Source organism: Streptomyces sp. NRRL S-920, assembly GCF_000717945.1.
Lineage (GTDB): Bacteria > Actinomycetota > Actinomycetes > Streptomycetales > Streptomycetaceae > Streptomyces > Streptomyces alboniger.
Window position 1 is genome coordinate 81,979 of the sequence record NZ_JODF01000009.1, and the last position, 25,635, is coordinate 107,613.

21 protein-coding genes are annotated in these 25,635 nt (G+C 72.0%); 13 read left to right on the top strand and 8 right to left on the bottom strand.

What is annotated here, in order from left to right; translation table 11 throughout:
* The first annotated feature begins 14 nt into the window (after window positions 1–14).
* From IG54_RS0109235 to IG54_RS0109250, 4 genes are all read left to right on the top strand, one after another.
* Window positions 15–1,094 carry a TIGR04222 domain-containing membrane protein gene (locus tag IG54_RS0109235; RefSeq protein WP_158708847.1) on the top strand — a complete coding sequence of 360 codons (1,080 nt, stop codon included), beginning with the start codon at window positions 15–17 and terminating at the stop codon, window positions 1,092–1,094.
* 119 nt (window positions 1,095–1,213) lie between these two features.
* Window positions 1,214–2,053: a DUF4142 domain-containing protein gene (locus IG54_RS0109240; RefSeq protein WP_078593885.1), complete on the top strand. Its 840-nt coding sequence runs from the start codon at window positions 1,214–1,216 to the stop codon at window positions 2,051–2,053.
* A 39-nt stretch (window positions 2,054–2,092) separates the two neighbouring features.
* Complete coding sequence (locus IG54_RS0109245) at window positions 2,093–2,866, top strand: TIGR04222 domain-containing membrane protein (protein WP_030779762.1); 774 nt, start codon at window positions 2,093–2,095, stop codon at window positions 2,864–2,866.
* Between the two features lie 109 nt (window positions 2,867–2,975).
* The gene (locus IG54_RS0109250; protein WP_030779764.1) at window positions 2,976–4,619 is read left to right on the top strand and encodes an alpha/beta hydrolase; all 1,644 of its coding nucleotides are present in this window, start codon (window positions 2,976–2,978) and stop codon (window positions 4,617–4,619) included.
* Window positions 4,620–4,645: 26 nt separating this feature from the next.
* Here the strand turns inward: IG54_RS0109250 and hemQ are convergent, their stop codons facing one another.
* Both hemQ and hemG read right to left on the bottom strand, forming a co-directional pair.
* Window positions 4,646–5,365 carry a hydrogen peroxide-dependent heme synthase gene (gene hemQ, locus IG54_RS0109255; protein WP_030779766.1) on the bottom strand — a complete coding sequence of 240 codons (720 nt, stop codon included), beginning with the start codon at window positions 5,363–5,365 and terminating at the stop codon, window positions 4,646–4,648.
* Between the two features lie 4 nt (window positions 5,366–5,369).
* The gene (hemG, locus tag IG54_RS0109260) at window positions 5,370–6,833 is read right to left on the bottom strand and encodes a protoporphyrinogen oxidase (RefSeq protein WP_030779767.1); all 1,464 of its coding nucleotides are present in this window, start codon (window positions 6,831–6,833) and stop codon (window positions 5,370–5,372) included.
* 124 nt (window positions 6,834–6,957) lie between these two features.
* Here hemG and IG54_RS0109265 point away from each other — a divergent pair, with 124 nt between their 5' ends.
* The 3 genes from IG54_RS0109265 (at window position 6,958) to IG54_RS0109280 (ending at window position 10,798) form a co-directional block, all read left to right on the top strand.
* The gene (locus IG54_RS0109265) at window positions 6,958–7,878 is read left to right on the top strand and encodes a DUF4349 domain-containing protein (RefSeq protein ID WP_037896764.1); all 921 of its coding nucleotides are present in this window, start codon (window positions 6,958–6,960) and stop codon (window positions 7,876–7,878) included.
* 48 nt (window positions 7,879–7,926) lie between these two features.
* Window positions 7,927–9,333, top strand: coding sequence for an FAD-dependent oxidoreductase (locus IG54_RS0109270; RefSeq protein WP_030779773.1), 1,407 nt, complete (start codon window positions 7,927–7,929; stop codon window positions 9,331–9,333).
* A 538-nt stretch (window positions 9,334–9,871) separates the two neighbouring features.
* Entirely contained in the window at window positions 9,872–10,798 is a 927-nt protein-coding gene (locus IG54_RS0109280; protein WP_030779776.1) for an NAD-dependent epimerase/dehydratase family protein, read from the top strand.
* Between the two features lie 86 nt (window positions 10,799–10,884).
* On the opposite strand, the gene hemE is transcribed toward IG54_RS0109280, so the two are convergent.
* Entirely contained in the window at window positions 10,885–11,892 is a 1,008-nt protein-coding gene (gene hemE, locus IG54_RS0109285) for a uroporphyrinogen decarboxylase (RefSeq protein ID WP_420712236.1), read from the bottom strand.
* 151 nt (window positions 11,893–12,043) lie between these two features.
* Between hemE and IG54_RS0109290 the strand changes: the two genes are divergently transcribed.
* The 5 genes from IG54_RS0109290 (at window position 12,044) to IG54_RS0109310 (ending at window position 18,518) form a co-directional block, all read left to right on the top strand.
* Window positions 12,044–12,706, top strand: coding sequence for a DUF3000 domain-containing protein (locus IG54_RS0109290; RefSeq protein ID WP_030779781.1), 663 nt, complete (start codon window positions 12,044–12,046; stop codon window positions 12,704–12,706).
* A 276-nt stretch (window positions 12,707–12,982) separates the two neighbouring features.
* Entirely contained in the window at window positions 12,983–13,645 is a 663-nt protein-coding gene (locus IG54_RS0109295) for a response regulator transcription factor (RefSeq protein WP_016643199.1), read from the top strand.
* A gap of 78 nt (window positions 13,646–13,723) precedes the next feature.
* Window positions 13,724–14,989 (top strand): HRDC domain-containing protein, encoded by a 1,266-nt coding sequence (locus tag IG54_RS0109300; protein ID WP_030779786.1) that lies wholly within the window; start codon window positions 13,724–13,726, stop codon window positions 14,987–14,989.
* Window positions 14,990–15,162: 173 nt separating this feature from the next.
* Entirely contained in the window at window positions 15,163–16,389 is a 1,227-nt protein-coding gene (locus tag IG54_RS0109305; RefSeq protein WP_030779788.1) for a thiolase family protein, read from the top strand.
* On the top strand, window positions 16,386–18,518 hold the full coding sequence (locus IG54_RS0109310) for a 3-hydroxyacyl-CoA dehydrogenase NAD-binding domain-containing protein (RefSeq protein ID WP_030779790.1): 2,133 nt from the start codon (window positions 16,386–16,388) through the stop codon (window positions 18,516–18,518). Before IG54_RS0109305 ends, IG54_RS0109310 begins: the two co-directional genes overlap by 4 nt.
* A gap of 64 nt (window positions 18,519–18,582) precedes the next feature.
* Here the strand turns inward: IG54_RS0109310 and IG54_RS0109315 are convergent, their stop codons facing one another.
* The gene (locus IG54_RS0109315; protein ID WP_051819387.1) at window positions 18,583–19,653 is read right to left on the bottom strand and encodes a hypothetical protein; all 1,071 of its coding nucleotides are present in this window, start codon (window positions 19,651–19,653) and stop codon (window positions 18,583–18,585) included.
* Window positions 19,654–19,720: 67 nt separating this feature from the next.
* Here IG54_RS0109315 and IG54_RS0109320 point away from each other — a divergent pair, with 67 nt between their 5' ends.
* A complete protein-coding gene (locus tag IG54_RS0109320) occupies window positions 19,721–20,092 on the top strand; it encodes a hypothetical protein (protein WP_030779794.1) in 372 nt (123 codons plus the stop codon).
* A 6-nt stretch (window positions 20,093–20,098) separates the two neighbouring features.
* On the opposite strand, the gene IG54_RS0109325 is transcribed toward IG54_RS0109320, so the two are convergent.
* The 4 genes from IG54_RS0109325 to IG54_RS0109340 are packed head-to-tail and all read right to left on the bottom strand — an operon-like array spanning window position 20,099 to window position 25,477.
* Entirely contained in the window at window positions 20,099–21,172 is a 1,074-nt protein-coding gene (locus IG54_RS0109325; RefSeq protein ID WP_030779798.1) for a C40 family peptidase, read from the bottom strand.
* A gap of 16 nt (window positions 21,173–21,188) precedes the next feature.
* Window positions 21,189–21,671 carry a poly-gamma-glutamate biosynthesis protein PgsC/CapC gene (locus tag IG54_RS0109330; RefSeq protein ID WP_030779800.1) on the bottom strand — a complete coding sequence of 161 codons (483 nt, stop codon included), beginning with the start codon at window positions 21,669–21,671 and terminating at the stop codon, window positions 21,189–21,191.
* Entirely contained in the window at window positions 21,668–23,233 is a 1,566-nt protein-coding gene (pgsB, locus tag IG54_RS0109335) for a poly-gamma-glutamate synthase PgsB (protein WP_030779804.1), read from the bottom strand. The genes IG54_RS0109330 and pgsB overlap by 4 nt, the downstream gene beginning before the upstream one ends.
* Window positions 23,234–23,239: 6 nt before the next feature.
* Entirely contained in the window at window positions 23,240–25,477 is a 2,238-nt protein-coding gene (locus IG54_RS0109340; protein ID WP_037896770.1) for a HAMP domain-containing protein, read from the bottom strand.
* Window positions 25,478–25,635: the final 158 nt, after the last annotated feature.

Here is a 25,635-nt window from a genome sequence, read left to right on the forward strand (position 1 = left end):
TGAGCATCGCGGGCGTGATCTACACGATCCTCGTCGTGGTCTCCTCCGCCGCGCTGATCAGGGGCGTGGTGGCGGCCGGGCGCGCCCAGGTGCCCACCGGGGACGACGACCACGGCGACTTCGTACGCGGCACACCGGAGGCCGCGTTCCTCTCCGGCGGCCCCGCCCGGCTGGCCGACGCGTTGATCGCGGGGCTGCACGAGGACGGCCGCCTGGTCGTGGCCGGGCCCGGCGTCGTCGGCATCCCCCGGCCGACGGCCAGGAACGCCGCCGAGCAGGCGGTCATCGACGCCCACCGCGCGGCGCCCAACGCCTCGCTGCACTGGCTGCGGGCCGCCGTGATGCGCAGCGGCCCGGTGCGGGAGACGGGCGACGCGCTCGCGGCGCGCGGCCTCCTCATGCGGCCGGGGCCGCGGCAGATGTGGCGGCGCTGGGCCGGGGTACAGCTCTTCGCGGGCCTCTTCGGATTCCTGGCGGCCGCCATGCTGACCTTGGCGCAGTACGCGGACGACCCCGTGGTGCACGGAGGGGCCGATCGGGCGCTCGACGCCGTCCTCCACATGGTCCCCGCGGGCATCGTCGGTCTCGCGGTCGCCCTGAGCTGCCTCTCGGTCACCGAGAAACAGCTCACCTCGGCCGGGCGCCGCGCCCTCGGCGAGTACGTCACCTCGTCACGCCATCTCGCGGGCGCCGCGCACCTCGTGGCGACCCGCGGTTTGGCGGCGGCCCACCCCGATCTGCGGGCCCAGCTGATCACCGCGGCCCGCGTCCGGGGGCCGGCGCCGGTTCCGTCGGGCCCGCACCTGACTCCCTTCCCGGGCCCCAACGCCTGGGGCGGGCACAACGGCTTCGCGTGCTCGGGCAGCTCCGGTTCCGGGGGCGGGGCGGCCTGCTCCGGAGGCGGCTCGGCCTGCTCCAGCGGCGGAGGCGGCTCGTTCTGCTCCAGCGGCGGAGGCGGCGGCTCGGCCTGCTCCGGTGGCTCGGCCTGCTCCAGCGGCTCAGCCTGCTCCAGCAGCGGCGGCGGCTCCTCCTGTTCCGGCGGAGGAGGCGGAGGGGGCGGGTCCAGTTGCAGCAGCTCGTCGTCCTCCACCTGACGGCAGTCACCAAGGGCGCCACTTCACGCGAGGCGTACGGCAGTTGACGTACCCCCTGCCATAACCCGCCGCCCCACGCCCGAGGCGCACTAACGTGCGGTGCCGCAACAGGAGGCACCATGCGATCCCCAGCCATCAACGGAACCGGCCTCGTCGTCACAGGACTCGTCGCGACGCTGGCCGCGCTGCTCTTCCCCCTCTGGTCCTACGAGGACCGCTCGGGCACCGGACTCGACAGGCTCAACGCCGAGACGGTGTCGACCGACTTCGGGCCGCTGTCCGCCCTGGACCGGGACTTCATCACCAAGGTCCGCCTCGCGGGCCTGTGGGAGCTGCCCGCCGGCCAGCAGGCCGAGGCGCGCGGCACCACCAAGGCGGTGCGGACCGCGGGCGAGCACCTCGTCGAGGGCCATGCGTTCCTGGACGCGCGCGTACGCGAAGTCGCCACCCGGCTCAGCCTGGAACTGCCCAGCCAGCCGAACCCCCAGCAGCGGCGCTGGCTCGCCGAGTTGAGCCGCGCGCGCGGTGAGACGTACAACCAGAAGTTCGCGAACATCCTGCGACGCGCGCACGGCAAGGTCTTCTCCGTGGTCGCGGAGGTCCGCGCGAACACCCGCAACTCGCTGGTGCGGACGCTCGCGGACGACGCGAACACCACCGTCCTCGACCACATCACGGTTCTGGAGGACACCGGCCTCGTCGACTTCGAAGGCATCGCCCGCGAGGCGGCGACCGCGGGGCCACCGCCCCTGACCCACTCGCCCGCGCCCCCGGGCCCGACCACGTCCCCGGACCCGGCCACGCCGGTCACCCCGTCAGCGACCTACACGCTGCCGCCCGCCGCGTCCCGCCCGAAACCGGAGGGGTCCGGTCCGCAGAGGCCGTATCCGGAGAGGCCGAACGCCCGGCCACAAGCGGAACGTTACCCACCCGTCACCCCGCGTCCGCATAGTGAATAAGCCGTGGCGCCGAGAGGTGCCTTCGCATAGAACACCGTCATGTTCTGGGTTCCGCTGCTCCTCCTCGCCTGGGCCCTCACCGGCCTCGCCTGCGGCCGTCTCTGCCTGGCCGCGAGCCGCGCCGCCACTCAGGAGAGGGCGGCGCCGCCCGGTCACGAACTCAACCTCTACGAGGCCGCGTTCCTCTCCGGTGGCCCCACCCGCGTCGCCGACGTCACGCTCGTGGCGATGGCGCGGGCGCGGCGGTTGCTGATCGCACACACGGGGTGGGCGACCGTCGTCGATCCGGTGGGCCGCGACGACATGGAGCGTTCCGTGCTCGGCGCGATCGGTCCCGCGGGCCAGGCGCGGATAGCGCCGATACGCCGTGGCGCGGCGGCCACCGAGGCCGTGCGGGCGCTCGCGGACGGGCTCGTCACCGCGGGGCTCGCCGTCCCGGCGGGCTCCGCCTCGGGGGTCGCGGCCGCCGTGCGCCAGGTGCGGGCGACGACGGTGGCGGTGCTCGCGCTCGGCGCCGTGGTGGTCCTCATGCCGGCCCAGGGGCGCGGGGCCCCGGGGCAGGTGCCGGTCGCGGTGTGGTTCGGGCTGCCGCTGCTCCTGTGCGCGGGCTGCCTGGTGATCGCCCGCGTCGAGGTCCATCCGTACACGCGGTGGGCGTCCCCCACCGGTCAGCGGCTCCTGGGCGCGCTGTGCACGCGGGGCGACCAGCTGACCGCGGTGGCCGTGCGCGGGGTCCGCGCGGTCCCCGACCCGGAGCTGCGTCAGGCCTTCTGCGGCCGGGGGCGGCGGGAGGCCGCACAAGGGGGGCATTGAGCCGACACCGGCGCCCGGTGCTTTACTTCACCGAATATCACACGAATCATCCCTTTTGTTCGAAGATCGCCTGGAACGCATGGCCGAACAAAAGAGGTAGAGAAGCGCGATGAGAGCAGCAGCCGCCCGCTATGGAACCGCCGGATCCCTGGTCCTGACCGCCCTCGTCGCCGCCCCCGCGGGAAGCGCGAGCGCCGCCCTGCCCACCCCCGAGACGCACGGCACCACCGTCGCCGCGCAGCGCGCCGAGGCCGCCGGGATCCGCTGGGGCACCTGCGCCAAGGCCGAGCACCTTCCCCCCTCCCTCCAATGCGGCACGGTCTCCGTACCGCTGGACTACGCCCACCCCCATGGCGAGCAGATCAAACTGACCGTCAGCCGCGCCAAGGCCAAGGCGAAGGGGAAAGAGAAGGGGCAAGAGAAGGGGAAGGGGAAGGGGAAGGCCGCGGGCCGGGCCGTCGCGCGCCAGGGCGCGCTCGTCTTCAATCCCGGCGGACCCGGCGGCTCCGGAATGTACTTCCCGATGGCGGGCGTCATGCCCGAGTGGAAGCGCATCGCGGCCGCGTACGACCTCATCGGCTACGCCCCGCGTGGTGTGGGCCGCTCGGCGCCGCTGTCCTGCCAGGACCCGAAGGAGTTCGGCAAGGGCCCCACGCAGGCGCCGACCCACCCCGACGAGGCGTACAAGCAGGAGCGCGTCGCGAAGGCGAAGGCGTACGCGCGCGGGTGCGCCGCCCGCAACCCCGGCCTGCGGCACTACACGAGCCTGAACAACGCGCGCGACCTGGACGTGCTGCGGGCCGCGCTCGGCGAGGAGAAGCTGACGTTCCTGGGTGCCTCGTACGGCACCTACTTCGGGGCCCTCTACGCGACGCTCTTCCCGACGCACGTGCGCCGGATGGTCTTCGACTCGGCGGTCAACCCCGCCCCCGCGCAGATCTGGTACCGCAACAACCTCGACCAGTCGGCGGCCTTCGAGCGGCGCTGGGCGGACTTCCGCGCCTGGGTGGCCAAGCACGACAAGACGTACCGCCTGGGCAGGACGCCCGAGGAGGTGCTGCGCAACTACGAGAAGGTGCGCGCCGAACTGGGCCGCAAGCCCGCGGGCGGGAAGGTCGGCCAGAGCCAGCTCCAGTCCGCGTACCTCCAGGCCGGGTACTACGACGACTACTGGCCGATGCGCGCCAAGGCGCTCTCCGCGTATCTGAAGGGCGACCCGAAGCCGCTGATCGAGCAGGCCGCGCCCGAGCCGCGCGCGGCGGCCGAACAGGAGAACGGCAACGCCGTCTACACGGCCGTGGAGTGCAACGACGCCCCGTGGCCGACGGACTTCGCCACCTGGGACCGCGACAACACGCTCCTCGCGCGCGTGGCGCCCTTCGAGACCTGGGACAACGCCTGGATGAACCTGCCGTGCGCCTACTGGCCCGCGCCCCGGCAGCAGCCGCTCGACGTGCGCGCGGACGACGACGAGCTGGCCCCGACGCTGATCCTCGCCGCCGAGCGCGACGCGGCGACGCCGTACGAGGGGGCGCGCGAGCTGCACCGCAGGCTGCGCGGTTCGGTCCTGGTCACCGAGCGGGAGGCCGGCACCCACGGGATTGGCGGCGGCGCGAACGAGTGCGTCAACGGACACCTGGAGGCGTACCTCCTGGAGGGCACGCTCCCGGCGCGGCGCGCGGCGTGCGCACCGCACCAGGAGCCCCGGCCGGACTCAGCCGAGCGGGCGGTGGAACGCCCCAGGGCGCTCTGACCCGCGGGCAGCCGCCCGGGGGGTGGTTACGCCAGGCCCGCCACGAGGTCCGCGACGGACTTGCGGCGGCCGGTGTAGAACGGCACCTCTTCGCGTACGTGCATCCGGGCCTCGGAGGCGCGCAGGTGACGCATGAGGTCGACGATGCGGTACAGCTCGTCGGCCTCGAAGGCGAGCAGCCACTCGTAGTCGCCGAGGGAGAACGAGGCGACGGTGTTGGCGCGCACGTCGGGGTAGCCGCGGGCCATCTTGCCGTGGTCGGCGAGCATGCGGCGGCGGTCCTCGTCGGGCAGCAGGTACCAGTCGTAGGAGCGCACGAAGGGGTAAACGGAGACGTAGTTGCGCGGCGTCTCGTCGGCCAGGAACGCCGGGATGTGCGACTTGTTGAACTCGGCGGGGCGGTGCAGCGCCATGTTCGACCAGACCGGCTCCAGGGCGCGGCCCAGCTTGGTGCGCCGGAAGAGGTTGTAGGCCTCCTGAAGCTCGTCGGCGGTCTCGGCGTGCCACCAGATCATGACGTCGGCGTCGGCGCGCAGGCCGGAGACGTCGTAGGTGCCGCGGATGGTGATGTCCTTGGCGGCGAGCTGGTCGAACAGCTCCTGGACCTCGTCGGCGTAGCCGGCGCGGTTCTCGGGGAGCACGTCACGCAGCTTGAAGACCGACCACAGCGTGTAGCGGATGACCTCGTTGAGGTCCTTGGCCTTCTTGCCGGCGTTCGGGGTCTTGGCGGGGGCGTCGTCACTCATGGGGCTATTCTCCTCCGCCGCCGTGCAGGCTCTGCACCGGGTTGCGGGTGAGCTGCTCCACACCCGTGAGGTCCCCGGCCAGCTGGTCGACGGCGGCGTTGGCGCTCGCGATGCACGCGGGGATGCCGACACCGTCGTACGCCGCTCCGCAGACCGCGAGGCCGGGCAGCGCGCCGACGTGCGCGCGGACGCGGGCCACGCGCGCGTGGTGGCCGACGGGGTACTGCGGCAGGCCGTCGTCCCAGCGGGTGACGCGGGAGGCGACGGGGGTGGCGGTGAGACCGGTGGCCTCGCGCAGGTCGTGGCGGGAGAGGGCGATGAGGTCGGCGTCGTCGCGGCCGAGGATCTCCGTCTCCCCGTACCGGCCCACCGACGTGCGCAGGACCAGCAGGTCCGGGTCCTGCCGGTCGATCCAGCCCCATTTGCGGCTTGCGAAGGTGGACGCCTTGATGGTGTGTCCGTCCACGGGCGGCACGAGGAAGCCGCTGCCTTCGGGGAGGTCGGTATCGGCGCGCCTGTACGCGAGCGTGATCAGCGCCATGGAGGCGTACTCGACGCCGCGCAGTTCGGCGGCCGCGGCGGGCGACTCGGCGTCCAGGAGCTTCGCGGCGGCGGGCGCGGGCAGGGCGAGGACGACGGCGTCGGCTTCGTACACCTCGTTCGCGGTGACCACGCGCCAGCGGTCACCGGCGCGCCGCAGCTCGGTGACGGGCGTATGGGTAAGGATTCGTGCGCCACGCGCGCGTACCGACTCCGCGACGGCGAGCGGCAGCCCGCCGACGCCGCCGTCGATGCCCATGAAGACCGGGCCGGTCTGCTGGTTCCGTGCGGCGCGGGCCTGGATGTCGCGGACGCCGTCCGTGAGGGAGGCGTGCGTGCGGGCGGCCTCGAAGAGCTGCGGGACGGCCGAGCGCATCGAGATGCGGTACGCGTCCCCGGCGTACACCCCGCCGAGCAGGGGCTCCACGAGGCGGTCGACGACCTCGCGGCCCAGGCGCGCGGCGACGTACTCGCCGACGGCGACATCGTCGTCGATCTCGGTGCGGGGCAGTTCGCGGTCCCGCTCGATGCGGCGCAGGCCCTCGTCGGAGAGGACTCCGGAGAGGGCGGAGGCGTCACCGGGCACGCCCATGACGTGGCCCTTGGGCATGGGGCGCAGGGCGCCCCGGGTCCAGATCGCGGCGGTCGCGGTGGCGGGCGGCTGGAGCCGGTCGGCGAGGCCCGTCTCGCGGGCGAGGGTGACGGCCTCGGGGCGGCGGGCGAGCATCGACTCGGCGCCGAGGTCGACGCGGACCCCGGCGATCTCCCCGGCGCGCAGCTTGCCGCCGAGCCTGTCGGAGGCCTCCAGGACGGTCACGCGGGTCCGCGGATCGGTGGCGAGCAGGCGGTGCGCGGCGGCAAGGCCGGCGATCCCGCCTCCGATGACGACGGCGTGGCCGCTACCCGTACGTGTGTCCGTTTCGCGCATGTCTCCACTCTCTCAGACCGCCGAGTCCCGACCGTGACCGCATCGGGACCGGTCGGCAACCACCGTTGTACTCCTCCCCGGCGTCGTAGGAGCATCACTGGCCACGACCCTCGGGGGTACGTCGATGCACACGTCCAGCAGGCTCACGGTCCGGGCTCTGTTCGGTTTGCTCCTGGCGGTCGCGCTCGCGCTCACTGGGTGCACCGCGGGCGGCGACAGCGACAGCGGCGGGGACGGCAAGGGGGCCTCGGCGGCCGATCAGGCCGCCGGTCTGCAAGGGCCCGAGGACGCGGACGGCGCGCAGTCGGGCAAGTCGGGCAAGTCGGCGAAGCGGAAGCCCTCGAAAGTGACTGGCCCTCAGATCATTCGCACCGCGAGGCTCACCGTCCGGGTCGAGGACGTACCGAAGGCACTGGAGGAGGCCCGCGCGGCGGCCGAGGACGCGGGCGGCATCGTGGGGGACGAGAGCACCTCGCGCGACGACGGGGGCCGCGAGCGCTCCCGCGTGGTGCTGCGCGTTCCGCAGGAGGAGTACGAGGACGTCCTCACCGCGCTGGAAGGGACCGGCAAGCTGGTCGACCGCGATGCCAAGGCGCAGGACGTCACCGACCAGGTCGTCGACGTCGAGAGCCGCGTCAAGTCCCAGCGGGCGAGCGTGGCGCGCGTGCGGGAGCTGATGGACAAGGCGACGAAGCTGAGCGATGTGGTCACCCTGGAAGGGGAGTTGAGTACCCGTCAGGCCGACCTGGAGTCACTGCTCGCCCAGCGGGCCTCGCTGAGGGACCGTACGGCCATGGCGACGATCACGCTGTCGCTGACCGAGCGCCAGGGCCGGGCGAGTACCGGGGACGACGATCCGACGTTCGGGGACGCGCTCGGGGGCGGCTGGGACGCGTTCGTCACCGGACTGCGCTGGGTCGCGATCGCACTGGCGGCGGTCCTGCCGTTCGCGGCGGTGGCCGCACTGCTCCTACTGCTGTGGCTACGAGTAGTACGCCCCCGCCGAGACCGGCACACCCCGCACGGGCAGGGGGACGCCCCGTAGGGGGCGCGGGGAACCAGCGCAGCGCGCCGTCGCCGTAGCGTGTTCCGCATGAGCACCACACAAGAGCGACTGGTCATCATCGGAGGCGATGCAGCCGGCATGTCGGCGGCATCGCAGGCACGCAGGCTCAGGAGCCCGGACGAACTGGAGATCGTCGCGTTCGAGCGCGGCCACTTCACCTCGTACTCCGCCTGCGGCATCCCCTACTGGGTCGGCGGCGCCGTCGACGAGCGGGACGATCTGGTCGCGCGCACGCCCGAGGAGCACCGGGAGCGCGCGATCGACCTGCGGACGCGCACCGAGGTGCGCCGCATCGACGTGCCGGGGCGGCGCGTGCTCGCGCGTGACCTCGAAGCGGGCGAGGAGTACTGGACGGCGTACGACAAGCTCGTCATCGCCACCGGTGCCCGGCCGTTGCGTCCGTCGCTGCCCGGCATCGACGCGCCCGGCGTGCACGGCGTGCAGACCCTCGGCGACGGCCAGGCCCTGATCGACACCCTGGAGCACACCGAGGGCCGCCGCACCGAGGGCCGCCGCGCCGTGGTCGTCGGCGCGGGCTACATCGGCGTAGAGATGGCCGAGGCGATGATCCGGCGCGGCTACGACGTGACGGTCGTCAACCGCGGCAAGGAGCCGATGTCGACGCTCGACCCGGACATGGGCCGCCTCGTCCACGACGCGATGACGGGCCTCGGCATCGAGATGGTGAACGACACCGAGGTCACCAAGATCCTCACGGGGAACGACGGGCGGGTCAGGGCGGTGGCCACGGAGAGCGCCGAGTACCCGGCCGACGTGGTGATCCTCGGGGTCGGCGTGCGGCCCGAGACCGAACTGGCGCGCGAGGCGGGGCTGCCGCTCGGCGAGCACGGCGGCCTGCTGACCGACCTCGCGATGCGGGTGCGGGGGCACGAGAACATCTGGGCGGGCGGTGACTGCGTGGAGGTCCTCGACCTGATGTCGGGGCGCGAGCGGCACATCGCGCTCGGCACACACGCGAACAAGCACGGGCAGGTCATCGGCTCGAACGTGGGCGGGAGTTACGCGACGTTTCCCGGTGTGGTCGGCACGGCCGTCAGCAAGGTGTGCGACCTGGAGATCGCCCGTACGGGGCTGCGCGAGAAGGACGCCCTCGCGGCCGGGCTGCGGTTCGTGTCGGTGACCATCGAGTCGACGAGCCGCGCCGGTTATTACCCGGGCGCGGCCCTGATGACGGTGAAGATGCTGGCCGAGCGGCGCACGGGCAAGCTCCTCGGCGTGCAGATCGTCGGGCGCGAGGGCGCGGGCAAGCGGGTCGACGTGGCGGCGGTCGCGTTGACGGCGGGCATGACGGTGGAACAGATGACGGCGCTGGATCTGGGGTACGCGCCGCCGTTCTCCCCGGTGTGGGACCCGATTCTGGTGGCGGCGCGCAAGGCGGTGGCGGCGGTCCGGGCGGACACGGCCTCCAGCTGAAACAGCCGCACCGCGTACGTAACCTGTTCCGCACCCCCTCAGGGGACACGGAACGCGCTTTCCTCGCAGGTCAGTACGCGCTTACTAGGGAAAAGTGACCACTGGGTAACGTTTCCCGTTTGGCTGAATCCGGGCGGTCGCGGCCGCTCGGATTCAGCGTGCCGTGGGAGCCCGCCCACGGGCGGCGCGTGTATCCGCCACCCACTGACGGCGTGGGACCCGGCAAGCCCTCTGAGCGGCCATGGTCCATCGGAAGCTTCGATTCCGGGGGTGCCTCACGCGCCCCGCGCATCACATGCCGCACCCCTGACGGAGTGCCAGCTCTTTTCCGCCAGGTTTTCACAGCATCGGCACAGATCCCACAGACGGGCCCCACTATGTGACGCGTCAGAGCGGCACGGACACACACCGCGACGTGTGACCACGCCGTTTGGGGGGTGGGCCATGGGGTGGAGACACCCCCGCGGTCCGGCCGTGGAGGGGACCACACACCGCATGAATCACACCGGCATTCTCCTCAAGGAAGCGTGAGGAGACCGTGCGCATACTCGTCCTTGGCTCCACCGGATACCTGGGCGGCCACATCGCCGAACGGCTGCGCGCCCTGCCGGGCGTGCGACTGCTCCGGGGCGGCCGTGCCCCCGTCGACGACCACCGGATCGATCTCGCCACCATCACGTCCGACGCGCTCGCCGAACAGCTGGGCCGGGCCGCGCCGGACGCCGTCGTCAACTGCGCCGGCGCCGTCGGTGGCGGCCCGCTGGCCCTCGCCGAGGTCAACTCCCGCGGCCCGGCCGTCCTGTGCGAGGCCCTGCGGGCCGCGGTGCCCACCGCCCGGCTGGTGCACCTCGGCTCGGCCGCCGAGTACGGACCGAGCGCGATCGGCGAGCGGACCTCCGAGGACGCCCCCGCCCGCCCGGTCACCCCGTACGGCGCCACCAAACTGGCCGGCACCCTCGCCGTCCTGGACACCCGGCTCGACGCCGTGGTGCTGCGGGTCACCCAACCGGTGGGGCCCGGCGCTCCCCCGGCCGCTCTCCCGGGCCGCCTCACCGCCGAGCTGAGCCACGCCGTCGCCCGGACCCCGCACGGCACGGTGCGGGTCGGTGACCTCTCCGCGCACCGGGACTTCGTCGACGTACGCGATGTGGCTCAGGCCGTGGCACTCGCGCTGGCCCTGCCCGGACGGCTGCCGCGACTGCTCAACATCGGCAGCGGCCGCGCCGTCCCGGCACGCGACCTCGCACACGGCCTGGTGGCCGCCTCGGGCTTCACCGGGGACGTCGAGGAGGTGCTCGCCGCGGCGGGCCGGCCGGCCGCGGCGCCCTGGCAGTGCTCAGACGTCACTGCCGCGGAGTGGGAGCTGGGCTGGCAGCCGCGGTTCACCCTGCGCGAGTCGCTGGCCGCGCTCTGGGCCGCGGACGGCGCGCCGCACCTCGCGCCGATCACCGGGAGCCCCCGGTGACCTCAAGAGAGATCTCAAGAGAGATGTAAGGGGAGATCCGAAAAAGGTCCCTGCCCACCCGGGCAGGGACCTTTTTCGGACATTTTTCAGACAGCCGTACGCGTGTGGACGTACTCCACGAGTCGGGTCAGCGCCTCCGGGTCGGTGGTCGGCAGGACGCCGTGGCCGAGGTTGAAGATGTGGCCCTCCAGGCCGCGCGCGGCGGCCAGTACCTCGTCCGTCTTCGCCTCCACGGCCTCGCGGGTGGAGAAGAGGACGGCCGGGTCGAGGTTGCCCTGGAGCGCCTTGCCGGGGCCTACGCGCCGCGCCGCCTCGTCCATCGGCACCCGCCAGTCGGCGCCGACGACATCGGCACCGGCCTCGCCCATCAGCCCGAGCAGCTCGCCCGTGCCGACGCCGAAGTGGATCCGGGGCACGCCGTAGGAGGCGACCGCGTCGAAGACCTTCGCCGACGCGGGCATCACCGAGCGCCGGTAGTCGGCGGGCGACAGCGCGCCCACCCACGAGTCGAAGAGCTGCACGGCGCTCGCACCGGCCTCGATCTGCACCTTCAGGAAGGCGGCCGTGATCTCGGCGAGCCGGTCGAGCAGGTCCGCCCAGAGCTGCGGGTCGCCGTACATCAGCGCCTTGGTGTGCTCGTGGTTGCGGCTCGGGCCGCCCTCGACGAGGTAGCTCGCGAGGGTGAAAGGCGCCCCGGCGAACCCGATGAGCGGCGTCGCGCCCAGCTCGCCCGTCAGCATCCCGATCGCCTCGGTGACGTAGTGGACGTCCTCCGGGGTGAGGTCCCGCAGCTGCGCGAGGTCGGCGCGCGAGCGGATGGGATTCTCGACGACAGGGCCGATGCCGGGCTTGATGTCGAGGTCGACGCCGATCGCCTTCAGCGGGACCACGATGTCGCTGAAGTAGATCGCCGCGTCCACGTGGTGGCGGCGCACCGGTTGCAGCGTGATCTCGGTGACGAGGTCGGGCCGCATGCAGGACTCCAGCATGGCCGTGCCCTCGCGGACCTTGCGGTACTCGGGCAGTGAGCGCCCCGCCTGCCGCATGAACCAGACCGGCGTGTGCGGCACGGCCTCGCGCCTGCACGCCTTCATGAAGGGGGAGTCGTACGTCGCTGCGTTCTGCCGGCCCGCGGGGCTCTGGCTGCTGTTGGCACTCACTCGGAAAGTCTCGCACGTTGACCGGGGACCCCCTCACGGGTGTCTCTCCCTGCGCGAGGGCGCCGTTCCCCTTAACCTTCCCCGCATGGCTGCGGCTCAGGGACAACGGTCGGACGGCGCTGGAGAGATGGACGGTTCGGAGGGGAAGGTGGCGGATTCGGCACCGGAGCCCTTCCGCGCGGCGGTCGAGGCGCTGCGGGGGGCACGGCTGCGGCCGGAGATCGAGATCGATCCGACGCGGCCGCCGCAGCGCCTCGCGCCGTACGCGTACGCGCTGGAGGCGGCGGTCGTGGACGGCGAGGAGGACCTCGCCGACGGGCGGCTCGTACTGCTCCACGATCCGGCGGGGCACGACGCCTGGCGGGGCACGTTCCGGCTGGTGACGCTCGTGCGGGCGGAGCTGGAGCCGGAGATGGCGGCGGATCCGCTGCTGCCGGAGGTGTGCTGGTCGTGGCTGACCGGGGCGCTGCACTCGCGCGGCCTCTCGGTCGGGGAGGCGAGCGGCACGGTGACCCGTGCGGGGTCGCACTACTTCGGGGGGCTCGCGGAGCGCCCGCCCGCCTCGCAGATCGAGATCCGGGCGTCCTGGACTCCCCGGGAGGGGGGCGGCGGGGTGCCGGACACGGGGGCGCATCTGGCGGCGTGGTGCGAGTTGCTCTGCCAGATCGCCGGGCTGCCGCCGGCCGGGCCCGCCGGGGACGGTTCCGTGGTGTCGCTGCCCCAGCGGCGGGGTCCTCTCTCGCCCTGACGTTCCCGGACACGCCGGTTGCCCCGTGGCCTTGTGCCGCGGGGCTCTTTTCTTGTCCCTCGGGAGAGTGAGGGTTCGGAATGGTCTTCGGATGGTCGAGTACGTGTCCTAATTGTCCCGATTGACACTCATCAAATCGTGATCATTCCTAAAGGCTGACGGGTTTGCTGCCGAAGAGGTTTGTGACCTTGAAAAGCATGGTTCGTCCCGGCTTCATCCCCGAGCCGGTCCCGTCCCGCTCCCCCCTCCCCCCACCCGCTCCCCCCAGGAGGCCTGGTGTCCGTTCTCCTCGAGCAGCCTGCAAGCCTGGTCGCCTACCGCCCGAACAAGCCGACCGCCATGGTCGTCGTGGCCGACCCCCGCGTGCGTTCCACCGTCACCCGCCACCTGTGGGCGCTCGGTGTACGTGACGTCATCGAGGCCTCGTCCATCGCGGAGGCTCGTCCCCGCATCGGCAACCCCCGGGACATCTGCGTCGCAGACGTCCACCTCCCCGACGGCTCCGGTCTGACGCTCCTGTCCGAGACCCGCGCCGCGGGCTGGCCCAACGGCCTCGCCCTCTCCGCTGCCGACGACATCGGTGCCGTGCGCAACGCCCTCGCGGGCGGCGTCAAGGGCTACGTCGTCACCGGCACCCGTACGAACGTCGGACTCCCCACCCGTCCCGGCGCCGCTCCGATCGGCTCGGCCGCCGCCCGAATGCACCGCCGCCCCCCGGGCACCCCGAGCCACCCCGGCGGCTACCGCGAGCTGTCCGGACGTGAGGTCGAGGTGCTCCGCCTCGTCGCCGAAGGCCAGTCGAACAAGGCGATCGGCGTCTCCATGGGCCTGTCGGCGCTCACCGTGAAGAGCCACCTGGCCCGTATCGCGCGCAAGCTCGGCACGGGTGACCGAGCGGGGATGGTGGCGGTCGCCCTGCGCACCGGAATCATCCACTGACTGATTTACAACCCTCCAGCGCCCGTCGACGGAACGTTCCGTCGACGGGCGCCGTGCATCCACAGATACCCTTGACAGGTGACCGACGCCCAAGAGACCGCAGCAGACAGCTCACTGCGAACCACCGGAGGCGCTCCTCCGGACGACGTCGAAACGGCGCCGACCCCCTTGCTCGAGCCCCGTGACGGCATCCCGCCGGTGATCGCCGACGAGGAGTCCCTCGCCGCGATGATCGCCGACTATGCCCGCGGCACCGGCCCCGTCGCCGTCGACGCCGAACGCGCGTCCGGATACCGGTACGGCCAACGCGCCTATCTCGTCCAGCTCCGCCGCGAGGGCGCGGGCTCCGCGCTCATCGACCCCGTCGCCTGCCCCGACCTCTCGGGCCTCGGCGAGGCCATCGGCGACACCGAGTGGGTCCTGCACGCCGCCACCCAGGATCTGCCGTGCCTGCGCGAGATAGGCATGGTTCCGTCGCGGATCTTCGACACCGAGCTGGCGGGACGGCTCGCCGGGTTCCCGCGCGTGGGGCTCGGCGCGATGGTCGAGGGCGTACTCGGCTTCGTACTGGAGAAGGGGCACTCCGCCGTCGACTGGTCGACCCGGCCGCTCCCCGAGCCCTGGCTGCGGTACGCCGCGCTGGACGTCGAGCTGCTCGTCGACCTGCGCGACGCCCTGGAGAAGGAGCTGGACCGGCAGGGCAAGCTGGAGTGGGCCCGCGAGGAGTTCGACGCCATCGCCTCCGCGCCGCCCGCGCCGCCCCGCAAGGACCCCTGGCGCCGGACGTCCGGCATGCACAAGGTACGCCGGCGCCGGCAGCTGGCCGTCGTGCGGGAGCTGTGGACCGCGCGCGACCGGATCGCGCAGCGGCGTGACGTGTCGCCGGGCAAGGTGCTCAGCGACGGCGCGATCGTCGAGGCGGCGCTCGCCCTGCCGCCGAACGTGCACGCGCTCGCCGCACTCCCGGGATTCGGGCACCGCATGGGGCGGCGCCAGCTCGAACAGTGGCAGGCCTCGGTGGACCGCGCCAAGGCACTGCCGGACTCCGAGCTTCCGCAGCCCGGACAGACGGTGAGCGGGCCTCCCCCGCCGCGGTCCTGGGCGGACCGGGACCCCGCCGCCGCGGCGCGGCTCTCCGCCGCGCGAACGGCGGTCTCCTCGCTCGCCGAGGAGCTGAACATGCCGCAGGAGAACCTGATCACCCCGGACACGGTCCGCCGGGTCTGCTGGGAGCCGCCGGCTTCGGTGGACGCCGACTCGGTGGCGTCGGCACTCGCCGCGCACGGGGCGCGGCGCTGGCAGATCTCCCAGGTGACGGCCCCTTTGGTGGCGGCCCTTTCCTGACCCGGGCCGACGGCGGGGGCCCGCCCCGGGGAGAGCCCCCGCGCGGAGCGGCGCGGCAAGTGTGACCTTCGCCTCGCCGAGACCTCCCTTGGCCGCATAGTTACCGGCAAGTAGGGTGGACGGAGGAAGCGCGCCGCAGGTGTGGCGCAACCGCACCCTGGAGGAGAGCCATCGTGCCTCGTACCGTCAGGGACGTCGTCTTCGTGGACGGCGTCCGCACCCCGTTCGGCAAGGCGGGTCCGAAGGGCATCTACCACGAGACCCGTGCCGATGACCTCGTCGTGAAGGCCATCCGGGAGCTGCTGCGCCGCAACCCGGACCTCGACCCCGCCAAGATCGACGAGGTCGCCATCGCGGCGACCACGCAGATCGGCGACCAGGGCCTGACGATCGGCCGCACGGCCGGCATCCTCGCCGGTCTGCCGCAGTCCGTGCCCGGCTACTCCATCGACCGCATGTGCGCCGGTGCGCTGACCGCCGTGACCTCGGTCGCGGGCAGCGTGGCCTTCGGCGCGTACGACATCGCCGTCGCCGGCGGTGTCGAGCACATGGGCCGCCACCCCATGGGCGAGGGCGTCGACCCGAACCCGCGGTTCGTGAGCGAGAAGCTCGTGGACGAGTCCGCGCTGTTCATGGGCATGACCGCCGAGAACCTGCACGACCGCTACCCGAGCATCACCAAGCTGCGCGCCGACGAGTACGCCGTGCGCTCGCAGGAGAAGGCCGCCAAGGCGTACGCCGACGGCAAGATCCAGGCCGACCTGGTCCCGATCTCCGTACGGCGTACGAACGAGGAGGCCGGTGAGACCGGCTGGGGCCTCGCCACCGCCGACGAGCCGATGCGTCCGGGCACCACCCTGGAGAACCTCGCCGGGCTGAAGACGCCGTTCCGTACGCACGGCCGCGTCACGGCCGGTAACGCCGCCGGTCTCAACGACGGCGCCACCGCCTCCCTCATCGCCTCCGAGGAGTTCGCGCGGGAGAACGGCCTGCCGGTCAAGATGCGCCTCGTCTCGTACGCCTTCGCGGGCGTCGAGCCGGAGGTCATGGGCTACGGCCCGATCCCGGCCACGGAGAAGGCGCTCGCCAAGGCGGGCCTGTCCATCTCCGACATGGGTCTCTTCGAGATCAACGAGGCCTTCGCCGTGCAGGTGCTCGCCTTCCTGGAGCACTACGGCATCGCGGACGACGACGCGCGCGTCAACCAGTACGGCGGCGCCATCGCGTTCGGCCACCCCCTCGCCTCCTCCGGTGTGCGTCTGATGACGCAGCTGGCGCGGCAGTTCGAGGAGCAGCCCGAGGTGCGTTACGGCCTCACGACCATGTGTGTCGGCTTCGGCATGGGCGCGACGGTCATCTGGGAGAACCCGAACCACAAGGACGCCGGAGGCGACAAGTGAGCACCACGACCGCTGAGCTTCTGAAGGGTGCGGCCGAGCTGTTCCCCGACGAGGTCGTCACGCAGGCGCACGTACGCCACCTCGACCTCCCCCAGGGTGCCGGGCGCTTCGCGCTCATCACCCTCGACAACGGCTTCGACCACACCAAGCCGACCACCTTCGGGCCGGGCTCGCTGGCGAACCTCAACGCCGCGATCGACCAGGTCGAGAAGGAGGCGGCCGAGGGCGCCATCGTCGGTGTCGGTATCACCGGCAAGCCGTTCATCTTCGCCGTCGGCGCCGACCTCAAGGGCGTGGAGATCCTCAAGCGCCACGAGGACGCGCTGGCCATCGGCAAGGGCGGCCACGACGTCTTCAAGCGGCTCTCCGGGCTCGCCGTGCCGACCTTCGCGTACTACAACGGCGCCGCGATGGGCGGTGGCGTCGAGGTCGGTCTGCACTGCTCCTACCGCACCGTCTCCAAGGCGCTGCCCGCGTTCTCGCTGCCCGAGGTCTTCCTCGGCCTGGTCCCGGGCTGGGGCGGCTGCGCGCTGCTGCCGAACCTGATCGGCGCGGACAAGGCCGTCTCGGTCATCATCGAGAACTCGCTCAACCAGAACCGTCAGCTCAAGGGCAAGCAGGTCTTCGAGCTGGGCATCGCCGACGCCATCTTCGAGGGCGCGGACTTCCTCGAGCAGTCGCTGATCTGGACGGCCTCCGTCCTGAACGGCTCCGTCGAGGTTACCCGCCCCGAGGTCGACCGCGGCGAGGGCTGGGACGCCGCCGTGGCGCGCGGCCGTGCCATCGCGGACTCCAAGGTGCACGGCGCCGCCCCGGCCGCCTACCGCGCTCTGGAGATCATCGAGGCCGCCAAGGACGGCGACCTCCAGAAGGGCTTCGACGCCGAGGACAAGGCGCTCGCCGACCTCATCATGGGCGGTGAACTGCGCGCCGGCATCTACTCGTTCAACCTCGTGCAGAAGCGCGGCAAGCGCCCCGCCGGCGCCCCGGACAAGAACCTGGCGCGCCCGGTCACCAAGGTCGGCGTCGTCGGCGCCGGTCTGATGGCCTCGCAGCTGGCGCTGCTCTTCCTGCGCCGCCTCGAGGTGCCGGTCGTGCTGACCGACATCGACCAGGAGCGCGTCGACAAGGGCGTGGGCTACGTCCAGGCCGAGATCGACAAGCTCCTCGGCAAGGGCCGTATCAACCAGGACAAGGCCAACCGCCTCAAGGCGCTGGTCAGCGGTGTCCTGGACAAGGCCGAGGGCTTCTCCGACGCCGACTTCATCATCGAGGCCGTCTTCGAGGAGATCGGCGTCAAGCAGCAGGTCTTCGCGGAGGTGGAGGCGGTCGCCCCGGCGCACGCCATCCTCGCCACGAACACCTCCTCGCTGTCGGTCACCGAGATGGCGTCGAAGCTGAAGCACCCCGAGCGGGTCGTCGGCTTCCACTTCTTCAACCCGGTCGCGGTCCTGCCGCTCCTGGAGATCGTGCGCGGCGAGAAGACCGACGACGCGTCGCTGGCCACGGCCTTCGGCGTCGCCAAGAAGCTGAAGAAGACCGCGGTGCTCGTGAAGGACGCCCCGGCGTTCGTCGTGAACCGCATCCTGACCCGCTTCATGGGCGAGATCCAGAACGTCATCGACGAGGGCACCCCGGTCGCCGTCGCCGAGAAGGCCGTCGAGCCGCTCGGTCTGCCGATGTCGCCGCTGGTCCTCCTTGAGCTGGTCGGCCCGGCCATCGGTCTGCACGTCTCCGAGACCCTGAACCGCGCCTTCCCGGAGCGCTTCACCGTCTCGCCGAACCTCGCGGCCGTCGTCAAGGCGGGCAAGCGCGGCTTCTACGTCTACGACTCGGGTAAGCCGGAGCTGGACCCCGAGGTCGCCGCTCTGCTCAAGCAGGGCGACTCCGTCCTGACCGAGGAGCAGGTGCGCGACCGCGTGCTCGACGCCGTGGCGCAGGAGATCGGGCTCATGCTCGACGAGGGCGTCGTCGCCGAGGCCCAGGACATCGACCTCTGCCTGATCACCGGCGCGGGCTGGCCCTTCCACCTGGGTGGCATCACGCCGTACCTGGACCGTGAGGGTGTCAGCGAGCGGGTGAACGGCAAGCGGTTCCTCGCGCAGGGCGTGGCGAGCGTCCCGGCGTAACCTCTCGCGCGACAACGAAGGCGGGCCGTACGGGACTTGTCCCGTACGGCCCGTCTTCGTGCGCTCACACGCGGGTCCACGCCTCCAGCGCGAGGCCCGGCTCGGCCTTCTGGCGGGCGAGGCGCAGCGTGCCGTCGAGGCCGATCGCCGCCATGACGACGCGGCCCCGCGCGTCGAGCGCCAACGCCGGTGCGCCCAGGCACGGTTCGCCGGTCTCGGCCCACCACAGGCCCGCGTCCTCGTCCTCGGTGGGGAAGGCGGCGAGCGCCGGGCGGCCGGTGCTCGTGCGGTGGGCGAGGACCGTACAGTCGTAGCCGTCTATGGTCGTCCGCAGGGCCGCGACGGGTCCCGTGCCGGGGGCGCCGCCGAGCGGGATCGCGAAGCCGCCGTTCGCCGGGCGGTGGGCGAGGACGCCGCTGCCGAGCGCGTCGGCCGCGTAATAGGTGAGGCGGTCGGGGGCGGTCTCCAAGGCGGTGCCCGAGCCGGGGGCCGGGGCGAGCGGGATGTCGTCCGCGCGGGAGAGTTCGCCGCCCTGCTTCTCCTGGGTCCAGCGCAGCGTCGCCTTGGCGCCGGGCGCGAGGACCTCGACGCGGCCGGTGGAGGTGGCGAGGGCGACGATGCCGTCGAGTGCCTCGCGGACCTTGAGGTCCTTCCAGCCCTCCCACTTGCCGCCCTTGCCCTCGCGGCGCATGCGTACGCTGTTCACGGCGTCCCGTACGAAGACGTGGACCGTGCCCGCGGCGTCCACCGCGGCGGCGGGCGCGCCGAGGTGCGGTGCGCGCTCCACGAGCTTGGTGTGGGGATTGCCGACCGAGCGCCAGTCCATGAGGGGGCGGCCCGTCTGGTACTGGATGGAGTGCACGATGTCGACGACGGCCTTGCCGTCGTCCCCCGGCCGCTCCCGCCGGCCCACGAAGTGCACGTATCCGTCGGTGCCCTGGGCGAGCGTGAGGTACGTGAGGTCGGGCGCCTCGAAGAAGTCGGGTCCGCTCCACTCCGGTCCGCCGGGCCGCGTCTGCGTCCAGCGCAGGAGGCCTCCCGCGGCGCGGGCGTAGGCGGTGAGGCGGCCGTCGTGACCGCGCAGCAGCCAGCGGGCGGTATCCGGGGCACCAGTGCTGGTGTACCTCGACGGCATGACTCGGCGCCAACCCTTCCACGTTCACGGACGCACAGCGTTTTGCCTATTAGTTTACGTTTGCCGCATGAGAACTCTCGTCGTCGTCGATGCCGCGAACGTCGTCGGATCCGTGCCCGACGGATGGTGGAAGGACCGCCGCGGGGCCGCGGAACGGCTGCGGGACGCGCTCGTCGCGTACGCGGAAGAAGGCGTCGCGGGGCATCCGGGGCCGGTGGAGATCGTCCTCGTCGTCGAGGGGGCGGCCCGGGGTGTGGAGTCCGTGCCGGGGGTGCGGGTGGAGAGCGCGCCGGGCAGCGGCGACGACCGCATCGTGGAGGTGGCCGCGCAGGCGTCGGGCCGGCCGTGCGTGGTGATCACGGCCGACCGCGAACTGCGCCGCAGGGTGGGCGAGGTGGGGGCGGAGTGCGCGGGCCCCAGGACGGTACGCGCCCCTTAAGGGGCGCTAGAGCCGCTTGGCGCTGCGCAGCGTCGTGGCGTAGTAGCCGTTGCCGTCGAGGCGTGACGTGCCGCCCTTGTCGCCGATCGTCGGGCCGTTGACCTCTTCACGGCTGGAGATGAAGATCTTGTGGCCGTCGGCGTCGTGGCCGAGGAAGATGCCGACGTGGTCCAGGCGCTGCTTGGTGCGGGCGTCCAGCTTGAAGAAGACCAGGTCGCCGGGTTGCACCACGTCGATGGACTTGGGGCGGTCCGCCGCGCCGACGCCCTTCAGCTCGATGACGTCCGTGCCGGCCTTGCCGCGCGCCATGCCGTTGGCGGTGCGGGGCAGGCCGTCGCCGACGCCGTCGCTGGCCATCAGGGGGTAGCGGGCGCGGTAGCCGAAGACCGTGCGGATGAAACCGGAGCAGTCCATGGAGCGGGCGCGCGCCTTCTCGGGCTGCGCGGTGGTGCCGTTGCGGAACGTGTAGGGGATGCCGAGGTAGTCGAAGAAGTCGGACTGCTCCAGGCGCAGGTCGTTGCCCGAGCTGCCGTTCGGGTTCAGCGGGCCGAAGTTGGCGTCACCGGCGTACGCGATGCCCTCGTCGTCCTTCTTGACGGGCGCGCCCTCCACGTACTGGAAGGCCATCGCGAAGATGTCGTCCTCCTCGCTGCCGGAGAACTCCTTGTACCAGTCCTTGAACCACTTCTCCTTCTCCGCGCCCTCGCGCCAGGTTTCCGGCATCAGCCGCACCCAGTCGTTGGTCACCACCCGGGACTTGGTGTTGGCGGGCTCGGTGAAGGTGCGGCTCGGGCCGGTCAGCGTCGCGGTGCGGGCGCCGTCGGTGAAGGTGGCGAGGACCTTGCCGCCGTCGGTGCGCAGGACGGAGCGCTCGGGGTTCTTCAGACGCTCCCACGTCTGCTTCCCGCTCGTCTGCCGGCCGGTGCTGTTGTGCAGCTCGGGGGTGTCGGTGACGGCCTGCACCTTGGGCGCCTTGGCCGCTTCGTCCGCGCGCAGTTCCACGGTCAGATAGGCGCTGCCGGCGAGCAGGGCGAGCACGGTCGCCGCGTGCAGGACGGGACGCTTCTTCTTGGGCGGCATGAATGACTCCTGGGAATCAGGCGGACGGCATGAAGCCGAGGAGGATCCCGGCGGTGAGGACGACATAGGCCATGAGCGTCACCGAGCCGGTGGCGAGCAGCGTGGGGCCCTTGGGCTGGCGGACCAGCTGGTAGGCGATCAGGCCGGGGACGATGAAGCCGAGGGTCTGGTTCGCGTACATGAGCGGGAACTCCATGGACAGCACGATCATCACGGTCGCCTGGAGTGTCACGCCGAGCAGCACGACGGCGGCGAACAGCCGCTTGCCGTAGAGGATCACGAACTTCTGCATCAGCAGGGTGCCTGCGTACGTCAGGACGGTCACGCCGACCACCATGGCCGCGCGCTGCAAGTCCTCGACGAGGGTCAGCGCCAGCCAGCCCGGGGTGATCATGCCGCCGGGCGAGAGGTTGGTCGTCAGATAGCAGACCAGGGAGAAGAGCAGCCCGAGCGCGATGCCTATCGCGGCGATCTCAGGGGTGAGGACGGAGGGAATCAACGGGGCTCTCCTGGGCTGTGCCACTGCTGGGTGTCGTCTGCGGCGGGCGGTGCGGGCGGCACCCGCGGCTCGAACAGACCGCGGGGGGCGGGGGGCTGGGCGTAGGTGTCCGCGGGCGCGTAGGACTGCTGCTCGTAGGCCTGCTGCTCGTAGGGCGCGTACGTCTGCTGCTCGTACGGCTGGTACGGCTGGTACGTGTCATACGGCTCGTACGCGTACGCCTCGTAGGGCTGGTCCGTGGTGCGCTGGGCGGGCACGTGGACCTGCGGGTGCTGGCCGGTGCTCGTGTACCGCGTCTCGTACGCCTCGGGGTAGTGCTGGTACGGGTCGACGTGCGGCTCGTAGAACGGGGCGGGCTCCTCGGGAGCCTTCTCCTCGCTCTCGTCCGGCGGCAGTTCCGCGAGGTGTTCCAGGAGCAGCTCGCCCTGGCCGTGGATGTTGCCGATCGCCACGAGCGAGGAGTCGGGGCCGAGCTGCCCGAGCATCTCGCGCATGAACTCCTCGGGGTCGCGCCGGTCGCCGCCGAGGTCGACGGCGCGCGAGCGCCACTGGGCGGGGATCGCGTCGATCGCGGACTTGGCGGGGTGGCCGATGACGAAGACCTTCTCCGGCTGTAGCTCGGGGATGATCTCGCCCATCTGGCCGTTGCGCTCGACGCGGTCGGGGCGGCAGTTGATGACGACGTTGAGCGGGCGGTGGATGGCGCCGAGGTCGAGCAGCTGGTTGATGTTCATCAGCGTCGACTCGGGGTCGTTCGCCGCGAAGACGTTGGCGAAGCGGAGCTTCTTGCCGTCCTCGGTGGCGTACCGCTCGACGGAGAGGACACCGGGGTCCGGCGGGGCGTCGTACATGCCCTTGAGGGCCGTCTCCCGCTCCACGCCGAGGAGTTCGGCGACGGTCAGCGCGATCGCCACGTTCTCCTTGAAGGTGAACCAGCTGAAGCCGCGCAGCTCCTCGTCGGTGACCGACTCCGGGTCCGCGTAGATCAGCTTGCAGTCCCGGGCGTCGGCCTCCTCCTTGAGGATGGCGTAGCGGTCCCTCTCCGCCGTGACGCAGATGCCGCCCTCGGGCATGGAGCGCGACAGCGAGCGCGCCACGTCGTCGAGGGTCGGGCCCATCTCCGCGAGGTGGTCCTCGCGGACGTTGCACAGCACGCCGATGGTGGAGCGGATCAGCTTGGACTGGTTGATCTCCTGGAGGGCCGGCATGACCGCCATGCACTCGATGACCAGGGCGTCCGGGTCGTACGCGGCGGCGCGCCGCACGATGCCGATCTGCTCGACGACGTTGGCGATGCCGAACTTGCGGTAGACGGGCTCCTCGGTGGCGTCCGGGTGGATGAAGCGGGCCGCGGTGCCGGTGGTCTTGGCGACCGTGGTGAGCCCGCCGCCGCGCAGCGCGCCCGCGCACAGGCGGGTGATGGAGGACTTGCCGCGGATGCCGTTGACGAGGACCCGGGTGGGGATGTGCTCCAGGTTGGTGAAGTGCCGCCGCTGTTCGACGACTCCGGCCGTCAGCAGGACGGCGCAGCACACCACGAGCACGGTGTAGAGGAAGAGCACGGCGGTTCAGTTCCTTCCGGCGAGGCCGGCGGTGACGCCGTCCCGCTTGCGCTGGGTGCCCGTCGGCAGCTGCTGCCTGATGAGTTCCAGACTGCGGGTGACCGCGCCGACCTCGTCGTGGTGGCGCGGGTAGAGGACGGTGCGGCGGTCCCCGTCGGCCAGCGCCTCCGCCTGGTCGGCGAGGTGCCGCAGCGGACGCACGACGACGATGTGCAGCCAGCCCAGGCAGGCCGCCGCCGCGGTGATGCCGAGGAGGCCGGCGAGGACGGTGCGGTTCTGGAGGCTGTACTCGGGGATGGCGAGGCCCGACGCGGGCTGCCAGCTGAGCACGGTCCAGCCGAGCGCGTGGGCGGCGCCGCCACCGACGAAGGGCGCGGCGGCCGCGATCTGGATGTCGTCGCCGTCGCGGTAGAGGACGCCGCTGGGGCGCGGGCTGAGGCCGACCTTCTGTCCCGTGCCCTCGGCGAGCGCGTTGAGGCGGCCGCTCGGCAGCCCCTCGAACTCGCGGTAGCCGGTGTTGGCGCCGATCACCTTGCGCTTGGCGTCGACGACGCGGACCTCGCCGAGGCCGGGGCGCTTGAGCAGCGAGTTGAGGAAGTCGATGCGGAACTCGCCCACCACGGCGGCGCCCTGGCGCCCCTGCACCTCGGCGGTGCCGAGGATGACCGGCTCCTTGCCGCCCTCGTCGAGGACGCGGATGGGCTGGTCGGACGGTCCCTTGCCGGAGGGGCTGCGGGGGTCCGCGCCCGCCTTGGCCAGCACCTTGCCCCGGGCGTCCAGGACGTACAGGGACTGGTAGCGGGGGTGTTGGTTCAGGGTGCTTTCGAGGACCTTGGACATGTCCGAGGCCTCGGTGCGGTCGCCCATGAGGGAGGCGACGGAGGTGAGGTCGGCGTGGCCTTCGTTGAGGGCGCGGCGGACGCGGTCGGTGAGGGTGTCGGTGCGTTCGCGCTGGTCGTTGACCATCTGCTGCGGTACGACGACGGTGTCGCCCGCGCGGTTGAGCAGCAGCATGAGCGGCGCGGACCAGGCGAGCAGCAGCACTCCGCAGACGGCGATCAGGGTGCGGCTGCCGAACCTGCGGCGGCGGGCGGGCGCGTCCTGCTTCCGTGCGGGTTCGCCGAGCAGTTGGCGGCGCAGGCGTTCGAGGGCGGCGCCGATGCGGGCGGCCTCGCCGGACTTCGGCACGGGGACGGGCCGGTCGAGGTCGCCCCGGCTCAGGCGGCGGCCTTCCAGGAAGAGCCGGATCAGCGGGCGTTGGACGGTCCGTACGAGCAGGAAGACGGTGGCTCCGCCGATGAGCAGCAGAGCGGCCGCGGCGAGCAGCCCGAAGGCCGAGCTGTTGGTCGCCCTCGGGTCCTCGGCGACGGGGACCATCGCGACGACGGAGAGGCCGAGCCGGGTCGCCACGGTGGGCTTGCCCGCCTCGGGTCCGGCGAGGCTCGCGTAGCCGCCGATGGCGCGCTCGCCGAGGTAGCGCTCGCCGGTGAGGTGGCCACTGACGCCGAGGAAGCCGCCCGAGCCGGGCTCCTTGGACATGAGCGGATGCGTACGCGTCTTCTTCGCCGCGGCTTCCGCGAACGCCTTGAGCTGCTTGTTGGACTGCTTGACCTCCTCGCGCTGGAGGTCGGTCAGGACCTGCTCGGGCTCCGGGATGCCGTCGGTGCTCAGCACGTGGCCGTCCTGGCCGACGACGGCGATGGAGCGGAACTTGCCGAGGCTGATGCCGGGGAAGCGCAGACTGCTGGAGGCGACGAGGAGTTGCTGCGGCTGGCCCTTCCAGGTGAGCAGGGCGAAGGAGAGCAGGCGGGTCTCGCCGTTCTCCAGGCGCACCATGCGCGGGGCCAGGCCGTCCTCGTCGGCGAGCGCGCCGCGGTCGATGGCGGTCAGCGGCAGGTTCTCACCGCGGGCGGCGAGCAGCTTGCCGGAGGAGATCTCGACGACCGCGGTGCCCATCCACTTCTGGTAGACGCTGCCGATCTTGTCGAGGACGGCGTCCGGGGCGACCGGTCGGCCCGCGCTGAAGAGTTCGGCGGTCCGGGTCAGGTCGGTGACGGACTCGTCGATGGAGGCGCGCAGCGCGATGGCGCCGTCCTCGGCGAAGTGCTGCTGGGACAGCTTGACCGCCTTGGGGACGGCCTCCTGTCCGACGCGGCCGAGGGTGAGGGCGGTGATGCCCGCGAGGGCGAGGAGCAGGACCGACAGCACGGCTATGGGGGGACGTATGCCACCCAGCAGGGACATGTCGGTCCTTCGGCGGACCTTGTGCCGCCGCTTCGAACGCGAAGCGGCCAAGGGGTGCTCCTCTCCTGGAATGACGCGGGGTACGGATGCGCACGGTGATGCGTTCCGGAGAGCTTTGACCCGCGACTCGTCCGGAGGGATGTACGAAGTACTCGAAA

Bases quoted from the DNA above. Each gene is read 5' to 3' on its own strand.
- IG54_RS0109340 (WP_037896770.1), bottom strand. From the start codon at position 25,477: ATGTCCCTGCTGGGTGGCATACGTCCCCCCATAGCCGTGCTGTCGGTC.
- IG54_RS0109245 (WP_030779762.1), top strand. From the start codon at position 2,093: ATGTTCTGGGTTCCGCTGCTCCTCCTCGCCTGGGCCCTCACCGGCCTC.
- IG54_RS0109250 (WP_030779764.1), top strand. From the start codon at position 2,976: ATGAGAGCAGCAGCCGCCCGCTATGGAACCGCCGGATCCCTGGTCCTG.
- hemQ (WP_030779766.1), bottom strand. From the start codon at position 5,365: ATGAGTGACGACGCCCCCGCCAAGACCCCGAACGCCGGCAAGAAGGCC.
- IG54_RS0109265 (WP_037896764.1), top strand. From the start codon at position 6,958: ATGCACACGTCCAGCAGGCTCACGGTCCGGGCTCTGTTCGGTTTGCTC.
- IG54_RS0109240 (WP_078593885.1), top strand. From the start codon at position 1,214: ATGCGATCCCCAGCCATCAACGGAACCGGCCTCGTCGTCACAGGACTC.
- hemE (WP_420712236.1), bottom strand. From the start codon at position 11,892: ATGAAGGCGTGCAGGCGCGAGGCCGTGCCGCACACGCCGGTCTGGTTC.
- IG54_RS0109315 (WP_051819387.1), bottom strand. From the start codon at position 19,653: ATGCCGTCGAGGTACACCAGCACTGGTGCCCCGGATACCGCCCGCTGG.
- IG54_RS0109325 (WP_030779798.1), bottom strand. From the start codon at position 21,172: ATGCCGCCCAAGAAGAAGCGTCCCGTCCTGCACGCGGCGACCGTGCTC.
- IG54_RS0109270 (WP_030779773.1), top strand. From the start codon at position 7,927: ATGAGCACCACACAAGAGCGACTGGTCATCATCGGAGGCGATGCAGCC.
- hemG (WP_030779767.1), bottom strand. From the start codon at position 6,833: ATGCGCGAAACGGACACACGTACGGGTAGCGGCCACGCCGTCGTCATC.
- IG54_RS0109290 (WP_030779781.1), top strand. From the start codon at position 12,044: ATGGCTGCGGCTCAGGGACAACGGTCGGACGGCGCTGGAGAGATGGAC.
- IG54_RS0109320 (WP_030779794.1), top strand. From the start codon at position 19,721: ATGAGAACTCTCGTCGTCGTCGATGCCGCGAACGTCGTCGGATCCGTG.